The 16,128-nt window shown below is 74.4% G+C and carries 14 protein-coding genes; 9 read left to right on the top strand and 5 right to left on the bottom strand.

Annotated features, from left to right (window positions below):
- The first annotated feature begins 7 nt into the window (after nt 1–7).
- From PSD17_RS11930 to PSD17_RS11920, 3 genes are read left to right on the top strand one after another with little or no spacing between them, the layout of a single operon-like run.
- Nucleotides 8–661 (top strand): lipid droplet-associated protein, encoded by a 654-nt coding sequence (locus PSD17_RS11930; RefSeq protein ID WP_339122663.1) that lies wholly within the window; start codon nt 8–10, stop codon nt 659–661.
- Nucleotides 658–1,929, top strand: a complete 1,272-nt coding sequence (gene xseA / locus PSD17_RS11925; RefSeq protein WP_013673155.1) for an exodeoxyribonuclease VII large subunit — start codon at nt 658–660, stop codon at nt 1,927–1,929. The genes PSD17_RS11930 and xseA overlap by 4 nt, the downstream gene beginning before the upstream one ends.
- Nucleotides 1,926–2,150 carry an exodeoxyribonuclease VII small subunit gene (locus tag PSD17_RS11920; protein WP_013673154.1) on the top strand — a complete coding sequence of 75 codons (225 nt, stop codon included), beginning with the start codon at nt 1,926–1,928 and terminating at the stop codon, nt 2,148–2,150. The genes xseA and PSD17_RS11920 overlap by 4 nt, the downstream gene beginning before the upstream one ends.
- Nucleotide 2,151: 1 nt before the next feature.
- Here the strand turns inward: PSD17_RS11920 and PSD17_RS11915 are convergent, their stop codons facing one another.
- Entirely contained in the window at nt 2,152–2,910 is a 759-nt protein-coding gene (locus tag PSD17_RS11915; RefSeq protein ID WP_339122662.1) for a DUF4245 domain-containing protein, read from the bottom strand.
- 92 nt (nt 2,911–3,002) lie between these two features.
- Between PSD17_RS11915 and glpX the strand changes: the two genes are divergently transcribed.
- The 5 genes from glpX to PSD17_RS11890 all read left to right on the top strand — a co-directional run bounded on the left by glpX (nt 3,003) and on the right by PSD17_RS11890 (nt 9,358).
- Nucleotides 3,003–4,031: a class II fructose-bisphosphatase gene (gene glpX, locus PSD17_RS11910; protein ID WP_013673152.1), complete on the top strand. Its 1,029-nt coding sequence runs from the start codon at nt 3,003–3,005 to the stop codon at nt 4,029–4,031.
- Between the two features lie 279 nt (nt 4,032–4,310).
- Nucleotides 4,311–4,949: a L,D-transpeptidase gene (locus PSD17_RS11905; RefSeq protein ID WP_013673151.1), complete on the top strand. Its 639-nt coding sequence runs from the start codon at nt 4,311–4,313 to the stop codon at nt 4,947–4,949.
- A gap of 105 nt (nt 4,950–5,054) precedes the next feature.
- On the top strand, nt 5,055–6,455 hold the full coding sequence (locus tag PSD17_RS11900) for a class II fumarate hydratase (RefSeq protein WP_013673150.1): 1,401 nt from the start codon (nt 5,055–5,057) through the stop codon (nt 6,453–6,455).
- A gap of 97 nt (nt 6,456–6,552) precedes the next feature.
- Nucleotides 6,553–7,740, top strand: coding sequence for an EAL domain-containing protein (locus tag PSD17_RS11895; protein ID WP_339122661.1), 1,188 nt, complete (start codon nt 6,553–6,555; stop codon nt 7,738–7,740).
- Between the two features lie 76 nt (nt 7,741–7,816).
- The gene (locus PSD17_RS11890; RefSeq protein ID WP_339122660.1) at nt 7,817–9,358 is read left to right on the top strand and encodes an ATP-dependent DNA ligase; all 1,542 of its coding nucleotides are present in this window, start codon (nt 7,817–7,819) and stop codon (nt 9,356–9,358) included.
- Nucleotides 9,359–9,388: 30 nt separating this feature from the next.
- Here PSD17_RS11890 and PSD17_RS11885 read toward each other — a convergent pair whose 3' ends face one another.
- Entirely contained in the window at nt 9,389–10,423 is a 1,035-nt protein-coding gene (locus PSD17_RS11885; protein ID WP_339122659.1) for a ketopantoate reductase family protein, read from the bottom strand.
- Nucleotides 10,424–10,550: 127 nt separating this feature from the next.
- Here PSD17_RS11885 and PSD17_RS11880 point away from each other — a divergent pair, with 127 nt between their 5' ends.
- On the top strand, nt 10,551–12,002 hold the full coding sequence (locus tag PSD17_RS11880) for a GuaB1 family IMP dehydrogenase-related protein (RefSeq protein WP_339122658.1): 1,452 nt from the start codon (nt 10,551–10,553) through the stop codon (nt 12,000–12,002).
- A gap of 118 nt (nt 12,003–12,120) precedes the next feature.
- Here the strand turns inward: PSD17_RS11880 and PSD17_RS11875 are convergent, their stop codons facing one another.
- From PSD17_RS11875 to PSD17_RS11865, 3 genes are all read right to left on the bottom strand, one after another.
- Nucleotides 12,121–12,510: a hypothetical protein gene (locus PSD17_RS11875; RefSeq protein WP_339122657.1), complete on the bottom strand. Its 390-nt coding sequence runs from the start codon at nt 12,508–12,510 to the stop codon at nt 12,121–12,123.
- Nucleotides 12,511–13,315: 805 nt separating this feature from the next.
- Nucleotides 13,316–14,599, bottom strand: coding sequence for a PhoH family protein (locus PSD17_RS11870; RefSeq protein ID WP_041760469.1), 1,284 nt, complete (start codon nt 14,597–14,599; stop codon nt 13,316–13,318).
- A gap of 372 nt (nt 14,600–14,971) precedes the next feature.
- Nucleotides 14,972–16,128 (bottom strand): DUF885 domain-containing protein (locus PSD17_RS11865; RefSeq protein ID WP_339122656.1); only part of this gene is annotated, 1,157 nt, incomplete at its 5' end.

Genomic DNA, 16,128 nt, shown 5'->3' with positions numbered 1-16,128 from the left:
TGCGGGCATGAAGCCGCTGCCGATGCCGGTGCGGATCGCCGCCGGCCTTGTCGCCACCGCCGTCGAGCAGGCCCGCGACCTGCCTCGTCTCGTCACCGAGCTGCCCGTGACGGCCGTCAGCCAGGCGCTGCAGGTGTCGATGAGGGTGCAGCAGCGGGTGACCGAGCTGGCCATCAAGGGCGACCGCGCGCTCGGCGCGCTGCGACCGGTGCCCGAGACCCCGAGCTGGGCGACCTTCGACGACGAGGAACCGGCGACCGTGAACGGCGCGTCGGTGACGTCGATGCGCGGGCGGGCCACGTTCGACGACGACACCGAAGACGACGACACCGAAGACGACGACACCGAACCGGCGGCGGGGTCGACGGGTGGGGCGACGGGCGGGTCGACGTTGCCCGCCGACCCGGAGGACCCGATCGTCGCCGCCGACCCGGCGACCGAGGTCGCCGCCGAGACGATCCGCGACGCGGCCGCCGAGGACGACGGCCCGGCCGTCCTCCCCGGGTACGCCGGTATGACGATCCCGCAGCTGCGCGGGCGCCTGCGGGCGCTCGACGTCGACGAGCTGCGCGCCCTGCTGCAGTGGGAGATCAGCCACGGCAACCGCCCGCCCTACGTGACGATGCTCGGGAACCGCATCGTCACGATGACCGAGGGGTGAGCGACGCCCCGACGTCCCCGGAGTCGCCCTGGCCGGTCCGGACGGTCGCCCGCAAGATCGCCGAGTGGGTCGACCGGCTGGGCGCGGTCTGGGTGGAGGGCCAGCTCGCGCAGGTCACCGCGCGGCCCGGGACCGGCACGGCGTTCCTGACGCTGCGCGATCCCGCCGCCGACGTCTCCCTGCAGCTCACCTGCCCCGTCGGGCTGGTTCGCGAGGGCGGTCCCGCCGTCACCGAGGGCAACCGTGTCGTCGTGCACGGCAAGCCGTCGTTCTTCCTGGGGCGCGGCACGCTGAGCCTGCGCGTCGACCGGATCCAGGCCGTCGGCCTCGGTGAGCTGCTGGCGCGCATCGAGCGGCTGCGCCGACTGCTGGCCGCCGAGGGCCTGTTCGACGTCGCGCGCAAGCGCCCGCTGCCGTTCCTGCCCGGGCGCATCGGGCTGATCACGGGGCGGGCGTCGGCGGCCGAGCACGACGTCGTGTCCAATGCGACGGCGCGCTGGCCGTCGGTGCGGTTCCGAATCGAGCACACCGCCACGCAGGGGGCGCTCGCGGTGCCACAGATCGTCGAGGCGCTGGGCGTGCTCGACCGGGACCCGGACGTCGACGTCATCGTGCTGGCCCGCGGCGGCGGCAGCGTCGAGGACCTGCTGCCGTTCTCCGACGAGACGCTGTGCCGCGCGGTCGCCGATGCCCGCACGCCCGTCGTCTCCGCGATCGGGCACGAACCCGACACCCCGCTCGTCGACCACGTCGCCGACCTGCGCTGTTCCACGCCCACCGAGGCCGGGCGCCGGCTCGTGCCCGACCTCGCCGAGGAGAGCGCGCGGATCTCCGGGCTGCGCGACCGCGCGCGGCGCGCCCTGCACGGCTGGGTCGACCGCGAGCAGCGGCTGCTCGTCGCGCTGCGCGCCCGGCCGGTGCTGGCGGACCCGTTGGGCGGCCTGCAGGTTCGGCACGAGGAGCTGGAACGCCTGCGGGAGCGGACCCACGCCGCCCTCGACCGGGGGCTCGCCGCGCGGGCCACCGAGATCGAGCACCTGCGCGCCCGGCTGACCACGCTCGGCCCCGCGGCGACGCTGGCCCGCGGCTATGCCGTCGTGCAGCGGGTGCCCGACGGCGAGGCCGCCGACCGGGGTGTGGCCTGGCCGGTGCTGCGGTCGGCGGGCGAGGTCGGCGAGGGTGACCGGCTGCGCATCCGGGTCGCCGACGGCGCGGTCGCGGCCCGCGTCGAACCGGCGACGGCGGCCGGGCAGGATGGCGCGTCATGAGCGACGCACGGCCCCCGGTCGAGAGCCTCGGCTACGAGCAGGCCCGCGACGAGCTGGCCGAGGTCGTCCGCACCCTGGAGGTCGGCGGCCTCGGGCTCGACGAGTCCGTGGCGCTGTGGGAGCGCGGCGAGGCGCTGGCCCGCCGCTGCGAGGAGCAGCTGGCGGGAGCGCGCGAGCGCGTCGAGAAGGCCCTGGACGAGGCCCGCGAGCACGACCGGTGAGTCAGGACGGTGCGCTGCCGACCGGGAGCACCGTCCCGTCGACGGCGGCCTGCGCGAGCGCGCGGAAGTCCGGCTCCGGCGCGCTGCCCGTGAGCAGCAGCGACGACCGCGGGGTCGAGGGCAGCTGCGCCACCCACATCGTCTCCGACCGCGGTCCGACGCGGTAGACAACCCAGGTCAGGCTGGCCGCGTCGACGGTGCCGGTGGCCGTCTGCGGACCGCCCGCCTGCGCCGCGACGAGGTTCTCCTCGGTCGCGTCGCTCTGCACGAGCCGCACGTAGGAGCCGCCCTCGGTGAGGTAGCCGACGGTGACGGCACGGCCGCCACCGACCACCGGCCCGTCGTCGGCCGAGTTGGCCGTCCAGCCCGGCGGCAGCTGCGGGACGTGCAGCGCGAACGGGGTGTGCAGCGCGGCCTCCTGCAGCTGCGCGGCGGAGTCGACGGTCGGTGCCGAACCGGGCGCGACCGTCGGGCCGCCCGGGCTGAACGAGCAGGACCGGGTGAACAGCAGCGACACGACGATGATCAGCCCGATCGCGAGCAGCATCTCGCGCACCCTGGGCAACCCGCGGGCGGGCTTCGCCGGGCCCTCCCCGGGTTGCTCCGCGGGCGCTTCCGAGCCCTTCCCCGGATCCTCGGCGGGCGCCGCCGAGCCGTGCCCGGGGTCCTCCGCGGGCGCCGTGGAGCCGTGCGCGTCGGGCCGGTCGCCGGCGTCGGGGGCCGGGGCGGGCTGCGGATCGGGTCGAGGGGTACCGCTCACGTTGCCATCGTCTCAGGCGTCGGACGGCGCGGCGCAGTGCGTCGATCTGCGAGGATCGAGGCGGCACACCCCTGACCCCTGGAGGCGCCCCGATGTCCACCGACCAGCGTCAGCGACCCGACCGCAACCTCGCGATGGAGCTCGTCCGCGTCACCGAGGCGGCGGCGATGGCCGCGGGCCGGTGGGTGGGCCGCGGCGACAAGAACGGCGGCGACGGCGCGGCGGTCGACGCGATGCGGCAGCTGATCGGCACGGTCTCGATGCGGGGCATCGTCGTCATCGGCGAGGGCGAGAAGGACGAGGCGCCCATGCTGTTCAACGGCGAGGAAGTCGGCAACGGCGAGGGGCCGTGGTGCGACGTCGCGGTCGACCCGATCGACGGCACCACCCTGATGGCCAAGGGCATGCCCAACGCGCTGGCGGTGCTCGCCGTCGCCGAGCGCGACGCGATGTTCGACCCCTCCGCCGTCTTCTACATGGAGAAGATCGCCGTCGGACCGGAGGCCGCCGACGTCATCGACATCACCGCGCCCGTCGGCGAGAACATCCGCCGCGTCGCGCAGGCCAAGGGGTACGACGTCGCCGAGGTCACCGTCTGCATCCTCGACCGGCCGCGGCACGCCGAGATCGTCGAGCAGGTGCGGGCCACCGGCGCCCGCATCAACTTCATCTCCGACGGCGACGTCGCCGGCGCCATCTCCGCCGCGCGCCCGAACACCGGCGTCGACATGCTGTACGGCATCGGCGGGACCCCGGAGGGGATCATCGCCGCGGCCGCGCTGAAGTGCATGGGCGGCGCGATCCAGGGTCGGCTCTGGCCGTCCGACGACGCCGAGCGCGAGCGGGCCGTCGCCGCGGGTCACGACCTCGGCCGGGTGCTCACCACCGACGACCTCGTCCGCGGCGACAACGTCTTCTTCTGCGCAACCGGCGTCACGAACGGCGACCTGCTCAAGGGCGTGCAGTACGGGGCGGGCGGCTGCACCACGCAGTCGATCGTCATGCGCTCGAAGTCGGGCACCGTCCGGATGATCGACGGCTACCACCGGCTCACCAAGCTGCGGGAGTACTCGTCGATCGACTTCGACGTGCGCCCCAGCGAGGCCCCGCCCCTGCCCTGACCCCGGGCCCGACGTCCCGGCACACCGCGACGCACCGGGACGTCGACCTGCGACCTGCGCCGCGGTTGGTCGGCGCCACCGTGCGTGACCTCCGGCCGACCCCGTCGTGCGCAGGGCCGGTCACCCGGCGGCGGGCCCGACCCGGTCGTGAGCGGACCGCGAGACCGGGAGGCACCTCGCTGCAGCCGTGACCGAATCGTGAACATTCCACCACCCGAACGGGGCTGGTGGGGCGCGTGTGACGCGCCGATCCTTCGATGATCGCGATGGGGGGTACGGATGCGCGCGATTCGGGCACTTGCTGTCGTCCTCGGCCTGGCCCTGATCGGCGGCTGCGCCCATGCCGGCGCCACGCCGTCGGCCTTCCCGGGCGAGGTGCCGGCCGTCCGGACCGCGCCGGCCGCCGCCGCGCCGCCGGAACAGCCGGCTCAGGTGCCCGCCGCGCCGCCGACGACCACCCCGGCTCCGGCGACGACGGCGACGACCGCGGCAACGACCGCGGCCCCGGTCACGACGGCCCCGCGGACCGCGCCGCCGAGGACCGCGGTCGTGGCCGGGCTCGCGGCGGGCACGCCCTGCAAGGCGACCGTCGCGGCCTGCGTCCAGCTCTCGACGAAGAAGGCCTGGCTGGTCCGCGACGGAAAGGCCGTCTACGGGCCCGTCCCGATCACCAGCGGCCGTCCGGGCTGGCGCACGCCGCCGGGCACGTTCGCGGTGACGTTCAAGAACATCAACCACAAGAGCAGCCTGTTCAACAACGCCCCGATGCCCTACTCCGTGTTCTTCAACGGCGGCATCGCCTTCCACCAGGGCAGCCTGTCCGTGCAGTCGCACGGCTGCATCCACCTGTCCAAGGCCGCGGCGCAGACGTTCTTCTCGTCGTTGAGCAAGGGGTCCGTCGTCCAGGTCGTTGCGTGATCTTGTGAGTCGCCTGACCGTGTGAGTCGCCTGACCGTGTGAGTCGTGGCCCGGTGGTGGCCGTCTCGTCGCGGGGCGGGCCGGCCGGGGAGAACACTGGGGGCCATGAGCGACGGCGGGGACGGGTTCCGGATCGAGCACGACACCATGGGCGAGGTGCGGGTGCCCGCCGACGCGCTGTGGCGTGCCCAGACCCAACGCGCCGTCGAGAACTTCCCCATCTCCGGGCGCGGCCTCGAACGCGCCCAGATCCGGGCGCTCGGCCTGGTCAAGGCGGCCGCGGCGCGCGTGAACGGGCGGATCGGCGTCCTGCCGGAGGAGATCGCCGCGGCCATCGCCGGCGCTGCCGACGAGGTCGCGGCCGGCGACCACGACGCGCACTTCCCCGTCGACGTCTTCCAGACGGGCTCGGGCACGTCGTCGAACATGAACGCCAACGAGGTCATCGCCACGCTGGCCTCCCGAGCAGGTCTCGACGTGCACCCGAACGACCACGTCAACGCGTCGCAGTCGTCGAACGACGTCTTCCCGACGACGATCCACGTGGCGGCCACCGAGGCGCTCGCCGAGGACGTCGTCCCCGCGCTCGAACACCTCGCCGCCTCGCTGCGGCGGCGCAGCGCCGACTGGGCCGACGTCGTCAAGGCGGGGCGCACCCACCTCATGGACGCCGTGCCGATCACCCTCGGTCAGGAGGCCGGCGGCTGGGCGACGCAGGCGGAGAACGGTGCCGCCCGGGTCCGTGACGTGCTGCCGCGCCTCGCGCAGCTGCCGATCGGCGGCACGGCCGTCGGCACCGGGTTGAACGCGCCGGACGGCTTCGCGGCGGGTGTCGTCGAGGAGCTGCGCGCGGCGACCGGGCTCGACGTCCTGTCCGAGGCCGCCGATCACATCGAGGCCCAGGGCTCGCGCGACGCGCTGGTCGAGGCGTCGGGTGCGCTGCGGACGGTCGCCGTCTCGTTGTACAAGATCGCCAACGACCTGCGCTGGCTCTCCTCGGGCCCGCGCACCGGGCTGGCCGAGATCCACCTGCCGGACCTGCAGCCGGGCAGCTCGATCATGCCGGGCAAGGTCAACCCGGTGATCTGCGAGGCGACGATGATGGTCGCGGCCCAGGTCATCGGGAACGACGCGACGGTCGCGTTCTCCGGCAGCCAGGGCAACCTCGAGCTCAACGTGATGATGCCGGTGATGGCGCGCAACGTCCTGGAGTCCGCACGGCTGCTCTCGGCGGTCGCCCGGCTGTTGGCCGACAAGGTCGTCGACGGCGCCGAGGCGGACGTCGAACGCACCCGTGAGTACGCCGAGTCGTCGCCGTCGATCGTCACACCGCTGAACAAGTACCTCGGCTACGAGGAGGCCGCGTCGATCGCGAAGCAGTCGCTCAGCGAACGCCGCACGATCCGCGAGGTCGTCCTGGAACGTGGCCACGTCGACGCCGGAAAACTCACGCTCGCCCAGCTCGACGAGGCGCTCGACGTCCTGGCCATGACGCGCCCCCACTGACGACCCCGTTCGTTCACCCGGCCGTCGCCCGGCGGCCGCTTTCGCGTGACAAGTTGTGACCGCTCCCCCGAGTCCGTTCACCCCTGGCAGGCATGCGATGGACGTGCACGAACGGTTCGCCTTCGAACCGATCTTCAACCTGCGCACCTCCCGCGTCGTCGGCTTCGAGGTGCAGCCACGGCACGAACGCGACCGGATCGGCTCGCGGGCCGCCGGTACCGTCTGGGGCACCCGGCAGGTCGTCGAGCTCGACGCCGCGGTGGCCCTCGCGTCCCTGGCCTTCGCCACCGACGCCGACGCGTCGGTCCCGCTGCACGTCGACGTGCTCGCCGACACCGTCGTCGGGTCCCGCCGACGGTTGCGCGGCATGCTCGACGGCCTCGCCGAGCGTGGTCGCGCCGTTCCGCCGGTGGTTCTGGAGGTCGGCCCGCCCGCGTCGGCCGCGCCGACCGCGGCGCTGGTCGACGCGCTGCGCGAGCTGCGGTCCTGGGGCTTCCGGATCGCCCTGGACGCGGCCGGCGGGTTCGGCCTCGACGTCGTCGCCGCAGCACGGCCCGACCTGGTCAAGCTCGACCCGCACATCGTCGCCGGGCTCGGGCACAGCTCACTGGCCTCGACGGTCGCGCACGCGCTCGTCGAGGTCGCCGGGGCGGCGGCCGCACGGGTCGTGGCGACCGGCGTCACCGAGCCCGGGCAGCTCACTGCGCTCGGCGGGCTGGGCGTGACCCTCGCGCAGGGCCCGCTGCTGGCCACGCCGCGCAGGCGGGCATCGACCTCCGGGGTGACGCTGCCGGTCGATCTCGCGCTCGCGGGCGTCGCGGGCGGGGCCGTCGATGCGTCGCCGGGGTCCGACGGCGCAGCCGTGGCGACGCGGCACCGGCCGACCGCTGTCCGCGACCTCGCCCAGGCCGCGGTCACGTTGCCCGACACCGCGACCGCCGACGACGCCCGACGCGTGTTCGCCGACCACCCGCACGCGGGGGGCGTCGTCCTCGTCGACCCGCGCCGCGTCCCGACGTGCCACCTGGACCGAAACCGGTTCATGCTCGCGATCTCCGGCCCGTACGGCCGGGCGCTCTACGCGGCCCGTCCCGCGGCGACCTTGGGCGACCGGCCGCGCGTGCTCGACGAACACACCCCGACCGGGGAGGCGCTGCGCGCCGGTCTGTCCGGCGACCCCGCGCGCAGCTACGACGACGTCGTCCTCGTCGCCGCCGACGGAACCTGCACCGGCGTGGTGCGGATCGCCGACATGCTGCGGACGGCGACGGTGGCCGCGGCGTAGAGCCGGGCCGGTGAAAGTGCCACCCACGACCCGGGATCGGTGAGAAGTTGTCGGGGCGCGCTGCGAGACTGGCCCGGTGCTGCTCGCCGAGGTCGTGACGACGTCCGCCGCGGTCGCCGCCACCCGCTCCCGCAAGGAGAAGGCCGCGGCGATCGCGGCCCTCCTGCGCGCCGCGCACGCCGACGGCGTCGTCGAGCCGGCGGCGTCCTGGCTCTCCGGGGAGGCGCGGCAGGGCCGCATCGGTACCGGCTGGCGCACCCTGCAGGCGGCGGCCACCGAGCCCGCCGCGGAGCCGACGCTCACGGTCGCGGAGGTCGACGCGACGTTCACCGAGCTCGCCGGCACGGCGGGCGCAGGTTCCGCGCGGCGGCGCAAGGAGCTGCTCGCCGCCCTGTTCGGCGCCGCGACCGAGGCCGAGCAGGCGTTCCTCGCCCGGCTCGTCGGGGGCGAACTGCGCCACGGCGCGCTCGAGGGCGTCATGCTCGACGCGATCGCCGTCGCCGCCGACGTCCCGCCGGCCTCGGTCAGGCGCGCGTTCATGCTGTCGGGCAGGCTCCCCGAGACGGCGGCCACGGCCCTCACGGGCGGGATCGCGGCCCTCGACGCGGTGACGTTGCGGGTCGGCGTGCCGGTGCGGCCGATGCTGGCGGCCCCGGGCGACTCGCTGGACGCGGCGCTCGACAGCCTCGGGGCCGAGGTCACCGTCGAGTTCAAGCTCGACGGCGCCCGGATCCAGGTGCACCGCGACGGCGACGAGGTCCGGGTGTGGACGCGCAGCCTGCGTGAGATCACCGCGGCCGTGCCGGAGCTCGTCGAGCAGGTCCGCGCGCTGCCCTGCCGCACCGCGGTGCTCGACGGCGAGACCCTCGCGCTCGACGACGACGGCCGCCCCCGCGCGTTCCAGGACACGATGTCGCGCTTCGGTTCCGACGGATCCGAGGCCGACGACGCGCCGCGGCTGCTCAGCCCCTTCTTCTTCGATCTCCTGCATCTCGACGGCGCCGACCTGCTCGACGCGCCGCTCGAGCAGCGCCTCGACGCGCTGGCCGGGCTGCTCGCCGCCGACGCGCACGCGCACCTCCGGATGCCGGGTGTGCGCAGGCCCGATCCGGAGCAGGCCGCGCAGGTCCTCGACGACGCGTTGACCGCCGGGCACGAGGGGGTCGTCGTCAAGTCGCTGGCTGCGCCGTACGCGGCGGGACGCCGTGGCAAGACCTGGCAGAAGGTCAAACCGGTGCACACGCTCGACCTCGTCGTCCTCGGCGCGGAGTGGGGCTACGGGCGGCGGACCGGGAGCCTGTCGAACATCCACCTCGGCGCCCGCGACCCCGACGGCGGCGAGCCGATCATGGTCGGCAAGACCTTCAAGGGGATGACCGACGAGCTGCTCGCCTGGCAGACCGCGACGTTCCCCGGGTACGCGCGCGAACAGGACGGGCACGCCGTGCTGCTGCGGCCCGAGCTCGTCGTCGAGATCGCGCTCGACGGGGCGCAGCGCAGCGTCCGCTATCCGGGCGGGGTGGCGCTGCGGTTCGCCCGGGTGCTGCGCTACCGGCCCGACAAGACCGCCGCCGAGGCCGACACGATCGACGCGGTCCGCGCGCTCCTCGCGCCGTGAGCCGGGCCGCGCCGGGGCCGACGCTGCCGGTCAGAGCATCGCGAGCGGCGCGGCCATGCCCGAGTAGCCCAGCAGCTCGGCGATGTCGCTCATCGGGAGCGACCGGGGCCGCACGCCCTGTCTCGCGACGGTCGCGATCCGGGTCTGCACGGCCTCGTTGAGCGGGGCGCGCAGCCCGTGGAGCCGCGCGAGGAGAGCGATCTCGCCGTAGAGGTAGTCGCCCTCGGCACCGCGGCCACGGGCGAGGCTCTGCCACGTCGACGAGCCGCCGCGCTTGGCGCCCGGCACGTCGACGGTCTCGAACGACGCGCGGTCGAGCGCGTCGGGGACCGTCGGGGCGTGCGGGTCGAGCCCGGCGGCCTGCAGGACGGTCGTCGCCTCCTCGACCAGCTCGTCGCCGAGCCGGCTGCGCAACCGGCTGCGGCGGTAGAGGGCGTCGAGGTTCCAGTAGAGGTTGCCGAGGAGCTTGCCCGCCTTCCAACGGGCGATGTCCGGGACGACCTGCACCGCGAAGCCTGCGCTGCGCAGGTCGGCGGCCACCCGCTCGGAGTCGGGCCCGGCACCGGACGGCGCGTCACCGACGTAGAAGCCGCCCGCGAGCGGGCTCCCCGGGGAGACCACCTCGCCCGGCCGCACGTGCGAGGCCCCGCTCAGCACCACCGTGTCGACGACGCGGGTGAAGCGGCGCAACGCCGTGCGCGCGTTCTCCAGGCCGTTCTGCATGAGGACGACGGGCAGCGTGTCGGCCGCGGCGGTCTCCGCACCGGCCCCGTCGGTGACGGGCTGCCACGCCCACTGGGCGACCGCGGCCTCGGTGTCCTGCGACTTCACCGCGACGACGAGCACGTCGTCGGACCGGAGGGTGACCTCGTCGGGGCCGGCGACGACAGGGAGCCGGAGGGTGCGCGGACCGTCGGGGCGCAGGTAGCGCAGCCCCTTGGCGCGCAACGCCGCCAGGTTCGCGCCGCGGGCGACGAGGACGACGCCGATCTCGGCGAGATGCAGCTGGGCCGCGACGGTGGCGCCCACCGCGCCACCACCGACGACGACGTAGCGCCCGGGCATGTCTCCATCGTGCTCGCGCTGAGTAGTCCGCGCTCATCCGATCGTGGGAGACCCTCGTCACCCCCCCGGTCGGCTCAGAACCATGCGGCGCTGACGACCCGGGCCGACCCGCGTAGTTTCGGACCTCGTGCGTTTCCTCGACAGCGGCGGCCCCGCCCCGGCGGGCACCACCGACCTCACCTACGACGACGTCTTCCTGGTACCTTCCCGGTCGTCGGTCGCGTCCCGGTTCGACGTGGACCTCTCGACCACCGACGGCTCCGGCGCCACCGTGCCCGTCGTCGCGGCCAACATGACCGCGGTCGCCGGCCGCCGGATGGCCGAGACGCTCGCCCGCCGCGGCGCGCTCACCGTCCTGCCCCAGGACGTCGACGCCCAGGCCGTCGCCGGGATCGTCGCGTGGATCAAGTCACGGCACCCGGTCTGGGACACCCCGCTGACCCTGCACACCGACGACGCCGTCGCCGACGCGCTCAACCTCCTGCCCAAGCGTGCGCACGGCACCGTCGTGATCGTCGACGACGGCCACCGGCCCGTCGGGACCGTCGACGAGGCGGCGTGCCACGGTGTCGACCGCTTCACCCGGCTGTCCGACGTGCTCGCCCCCGCACCGGTGACCATGCCGCTCGACACCGCCCCCCGCGACGTCTTCGACGCCCTCGGCGGGCACGGCGTCGCGCTCGGCCTGGACCCCGACGGTCGCGTCGCGGGCCTGCTCACCGCGCTCGGGGCCGTCCGCGCCGGCATCTACACGCCCACCCTCGACGCCAGGGGCCGGCTGCGCACCGCGGCCGCGATCGGCATCAACGGCGACGTCGGCACCAAGGCGAAGGCCCTGCTGGAGGCCGGGGTCGACGTGCTCGTCGTCGACACCGCGCACGGACACCAGGAGAAGATGCTCGACGCCCTGCGCGCCGTCCGCCGGGCCGTCACCGAGTCCGGGACCACGGTGCCGGTCGTCGCGGGCAACGTGGTCACCGCCTCCGGCGTGGCCGACCTCGCCGAGGCCGGGGCGGACATCGTCAAGGTCGGCGTCGGGCCCGGCGCCATGTGCACCACCCGGATGATGACGGGCGTCGGGCGCCCGCAGTTCTCGGCCGTCGCCGAGTGCGCCGCGGCCGGACGCGACCACGGCGTGCGCATCTGGGCCGACGGCGGCGTCCGCCACCCCCGCGACGTCGCGCTCGCCCTCGCCGCAGGCGCCTCCGCCGCGATGATCGGCTCCTGGCTCGCCGGCACCTACGAGTCCCCCGGCGACCTCCTGCGCGACGAGGCCGGCCGGCCCTACAAGGAGTCGTTCGGGATGGCGTCGAAGCGGGCCGTCAGCGCCCGCACCCGTGGCGACGGGGACTTCGACCGCGCGCGCAAGTCGCTGTTCGAGGAGGGGATCTCCAGCTCCCGGCAGCTGCTCGACCCCGCCCGGCCCGGGGTGGAGGACGTCCTCGACGCGATCTGCTCGGGTGTCCGCAGCGCCTGCACCTACGCGGGCGCCCGCACCCTCGCCGAGCTGCACGACAACGCGGTCCTCGGCGTGCAGACCGTCGCCGGCTTCGCGGAGGGAACGCCCCACGGCCTGTGACCCCGCCGTCGGAGTGCTCCTGCGTGGCGGGCCCCCTGCTGCAGGAACGGCACTTTCCCGCAACTGGGTTGCGGGAAAGTGCCGTTCCTGCAGTTGCACGGGGACGGGCCGAGCCGCCCTACGCCAGAGGCGCGACGGTCACGGTGGTCGGCCGGGGGCGCGACGCCGCGGCCGCCAATGCACCGCGCAGTTCGTCCAGGACCGCGCGCGGCTCCCTGCGGACACGACCCGGGAGCGTCCGGACGACGACGATGCCGTGCGCGGTCATCGAGGTGTGGCGGGCGATGTTGCGCTCATGGTCTGTCGGGCTGAGGTGGAACTCGTGCGAGTCGATCTCCCAGGCCAGCGCCACCTCGTCGAACCATGCATCAGGCATGGCGATGAAGCGACCTCGATCGTCCACGAGCCGTGCGTTCCACACCGGGGCAGGCAAGCCGGAATTCGCGACCAACCGGCGTGCATACGCTTCGGCGACCGATCGGACGCCGGCCCCGATCTCTTCGAGCACGGACCTCGGTACCGCTGAGCCCCGGGAGCTGCAGACTGCCAGCTCACGCTGGAGCTCGAGTGGTCCCGCCAGGCCTCGTTGGACCACCTCTGCAAGTGCAGCCCGGACGACGTCACGATCTCGCGATCGTCGGGCGAAGTCGAGCACCGCACGTCGTACGGGCGCGAGCGGCCATCGACCGCGCGTGGCCTCCGGCATTCGCTCGGTTCGTTCTGCGAGGACCCTGCCCGCGCCGCATCGGCGCCGGTCGGCCGGGACAAGGAGGTGGACGGGACCGGAGGGCCTCGGGATGTTGCGGATGCCGTGCAGCTCCAGCGCATCAGCGCCAGTGAGCACGGCCGGCTCCCCGACGTAGACGAGAGCCGCGCGGCGGCGGTCATCTCGGGTCGGCGGCCCGTTGCGGAGGGCCACGACTCCCGGCAGGAGTGCCCGCCACGGCCCACCCGGCCGACACCGCGCGTAGGCGGTCCGTTCAGGGACGCCGATCTCGACGAGCGACCGCACGTGCACGACGCTCGACGCGAGCAGGCCCGCGACCTCGTGGATCGGCGGCCCGTCTCCCCTGCGACCCATGCACGCATCATCGCGAGCCAGTCGGCTCAGCAGCTCTGCTGATGCCGGACCTGTGGACAGCTTCCACGCATGTGCACAGGTCCGGGGACCGCCCCGGATGCAGGAACGGCACTTTCCCGCAACTGGGTTGCGGGAAAGTGCCGTTCCTGCACATCGGCCACGCCATCAGCCGGCCACACCCGAGGCAGCCCGCCTTCCGGCAGGCCGCCCGGGCGGGGTCAGGCCGGCGAGGTCAGGCCGCGGGGCCCTCCAGCATCTCCGTCACCAGCGCGGCGATGGGGCTGCGCTCGCTGCGGGTGAGCGTGATGTGGGCGAAGAGCGGGTGGCCCTTCAGCTTCTCGATCACCGCGGCGACGCCGTCGTGCCGGCCGACGCGCAGGTTGTCGCGCTGCGCGACGTCGTGCGTGAGTACCACCCGGGAGGCGGTGCCGAGCCGGGAGAGCACCGTGAGCAGGACGTTGCGCTCCAGCGACTGCGCCTCGTCGACGATCACGAAGCTGTCGTGCAGCGAGCGGCCGCGGATGTGGGTCAACGGGAGCACCTCGAGCATCCCCCGCGCGAGCACCTCGTCCATCACGTCCTGGCTGACCAGCGCGCCGAGCGTGTCGAAGACGGCCTGCGCCCAGGGCGCCATCTTCTCGCTCTCGCTGCCCGGCAGGTACCCGAGCTCCTGGCCGCCGACGGCGTAGAGCGGCCGGAACACCACGACCTTGCGGTGCTGCTGACGCTCCAGCACCGCCTCCAGCCCGGCGCAGAGCGCCAGTGCCGACTTCCCCGTCCCGGCGCGCCCGCCCAGCGACACGATTCCCACCTCGGGATCGAGCAGCAGGTCGAGGGCGACGCGCTGTTCGGCGGAGCGTCCGTGCAGCCCGAACGCCTCGCGGTCGCCGCGCACGAGCTTCACCCGCTTGTCGGCAGTGACCCGTCCGAGTGCCGCGCCCGACCCGCCGAGCAGCCGCAGGCCCGTGTTGCAGGGCAGATCGCGGGCGGTGTCGTGGTCGATGCTGCCGTCGCGGAAGAGGGCGTCGACCTCCTCCTGGCTGACGTCGAGGTCGGCCATCCCCGTGAACCCGGAGCTGACGACGTCCTGGGCGTGGTACTCGTCGGCCGGCAGACCGACCGCGGCGGCCTTGACCCGCAACGGCATGTCCTTGGTGACGAGCACGATCTCCCGGGTGCCGGCGGCCTCGGCCTGCAGGTTCAGCGCGCAGGCGAGGATCCGGCTGTCGTTGCTGTCGGTGCGGAACCCGGCCGGCAGGACGCTCGGGTCGGTGTGGTTGAGCTCGACGTGCAGGGTGCCGCCCGCGGTCCCGACCGGGATCGGGGCGTCGAGACGGCCGTGCGTGATGCGCAGCTCGTCGAGCTGGCGCAGCGCCGTACGCGCGAACCACCCGAGCTCGGGGTGGTTGCGCTTGCCTTCGAGCTCAGAGATCACCACCAGCGGCAGGACGACGTCGTGCTCGTCGAACCGGGTCAGCGACCACGGGTCGGACAGCAGCACGGACGTGTCGAGCACGTAGCAGCGGGACGGAGTGCCAGACGGTGCGTCGTTGCTCTCCGGAACGAAGGCGTTGCGACGGTCGGTCACGGGTGCTCCTTGTGGGCGCGGCACCACGCCCAACTCTCTGGTGGGCCGGCCGGCCCCTGACGGCACACTCGACGACCTGCTGCTCGTCGCCCAGCGCCCGTGAGGGCCGGGTGCCGGCCCCCTCGGGTGCAACACACCACGACCAGGGCCTCCCCGGACGGTCCGCATCGGGTGCGTACCGTCGCCATGAACGCTACTAGCGGTCACCCGGGTGCGGTCAACAGCAACGCCGCGTGGCGAAGAACGCCTGTCGTCAGATTTAACAGTTCGGCCTACCGCTCGTCGCTCTGCGCTCACCGTTCAGCTGGGCGTTTCGGGTACTTCCGCCGGGGTGGGCCCGGACGGTCCGCACCCGGGCGGACCAACGGCCGATGGACCGGACGCCGCAGTCGCCCGCAGCTGCGCCGGCGCGAGAGGCTCGTCGAACAACGTCCGGTACCGGGCGACGCGGTCGGGGGCACCGTCGAGCCACTCCCGGACGAGCGCCTCACCCTCGACGTAGGTCGTCGTGTAGCCGCGCCAGCGCGGATCGGTGACGAACCGCAGGATCCGACGAGCCCTGCCGTCCGGCACGAGCAACCATCGACGCAGGTGGGCGGCAGCGTCGTCGACGTCTCCGCCGCGGTCGTGCAGCAGCAGCGCGGCGTCCTGGCGCACCGGGGCGAGCTCGCGCAGGGCGTCCTCGACCGCCTCGGCCAGTGGACCGTCGCACCGCACGCCCACGTCGGCGAGGACCTCGGCGACCCACGGCCCCCAGCCCGGACCGCCGACGACACCGCCGACGACGTCGAGCCCCGCGTCGGCGGCCCCCTCGGTGACGAGGCTGTGCGGCGACGGGGTGACGACGAGCCCGCGCTCGGGACGGTCGGGCCGGCGCACGCCGCGGACCAGGCAGTGTTCGGTGTGGTGGCCGGGGTACGCCTCGTGGGCGACGAGCCCCGCGAGCTGCGCGGCGCGCAGCCCGGCGTCGGCACTGACCGTGACGCGCGAACGCAGGCCGCCGAGATGCGTCGTGAGCCCGGACCACGATCTGTCGACGACGAGCTCGACCTCGACGTGCTCGTCGACGGGCAGCCCGATCCGCGCCCGGGTGCGCTCGCGCAGCGCCGCGAGCAGGGCGTCGACCGCGGCCCTGAGCCGCTCGCGGGGGACGCGCTCGCGCTCCCGGAAGGCCGTGAGGCGCTGGGGCAGCGTGCCTGGGCCCGGCAGGAGCTCGTCGAGGCGACGATGGGCTGCGCGGTAGCGGTCCTCGTCCGGACGGACGCCCGCGAGGTCGACGTCGAAGCAGGCCGCGACCTCCTCGACGAACCCGACGGGCTCGCCCGCGAGCCGGCGGGCGAGGCACTCCAGGGCCCGGAGCTGGGCCGCGAGGAAGCCGGTCCGGGTGGATCCGAGCGCGGTGTCGGCCAGCTCGGTGCGCAGTCGTCGGGCGGTGCGGGCGAGCGCGGCGGGCACGG

The sequence above is a fragment of the Pseudonocardia sp. D17 genome (genome assembly GCF_036984265.1).
Lineage (GTDB): Bacteria > Actinomycetota > Actinomycetes > Mycobacteriales > Pseudonocardiaceae > Pseudonocardia > Pseudonocardia benzenivorans.
The sequence above is the reverse complement of the archived record's forward strand: the minus strand, read 5'-3'. Positions and strand labels throughout refer to the sequence as shown.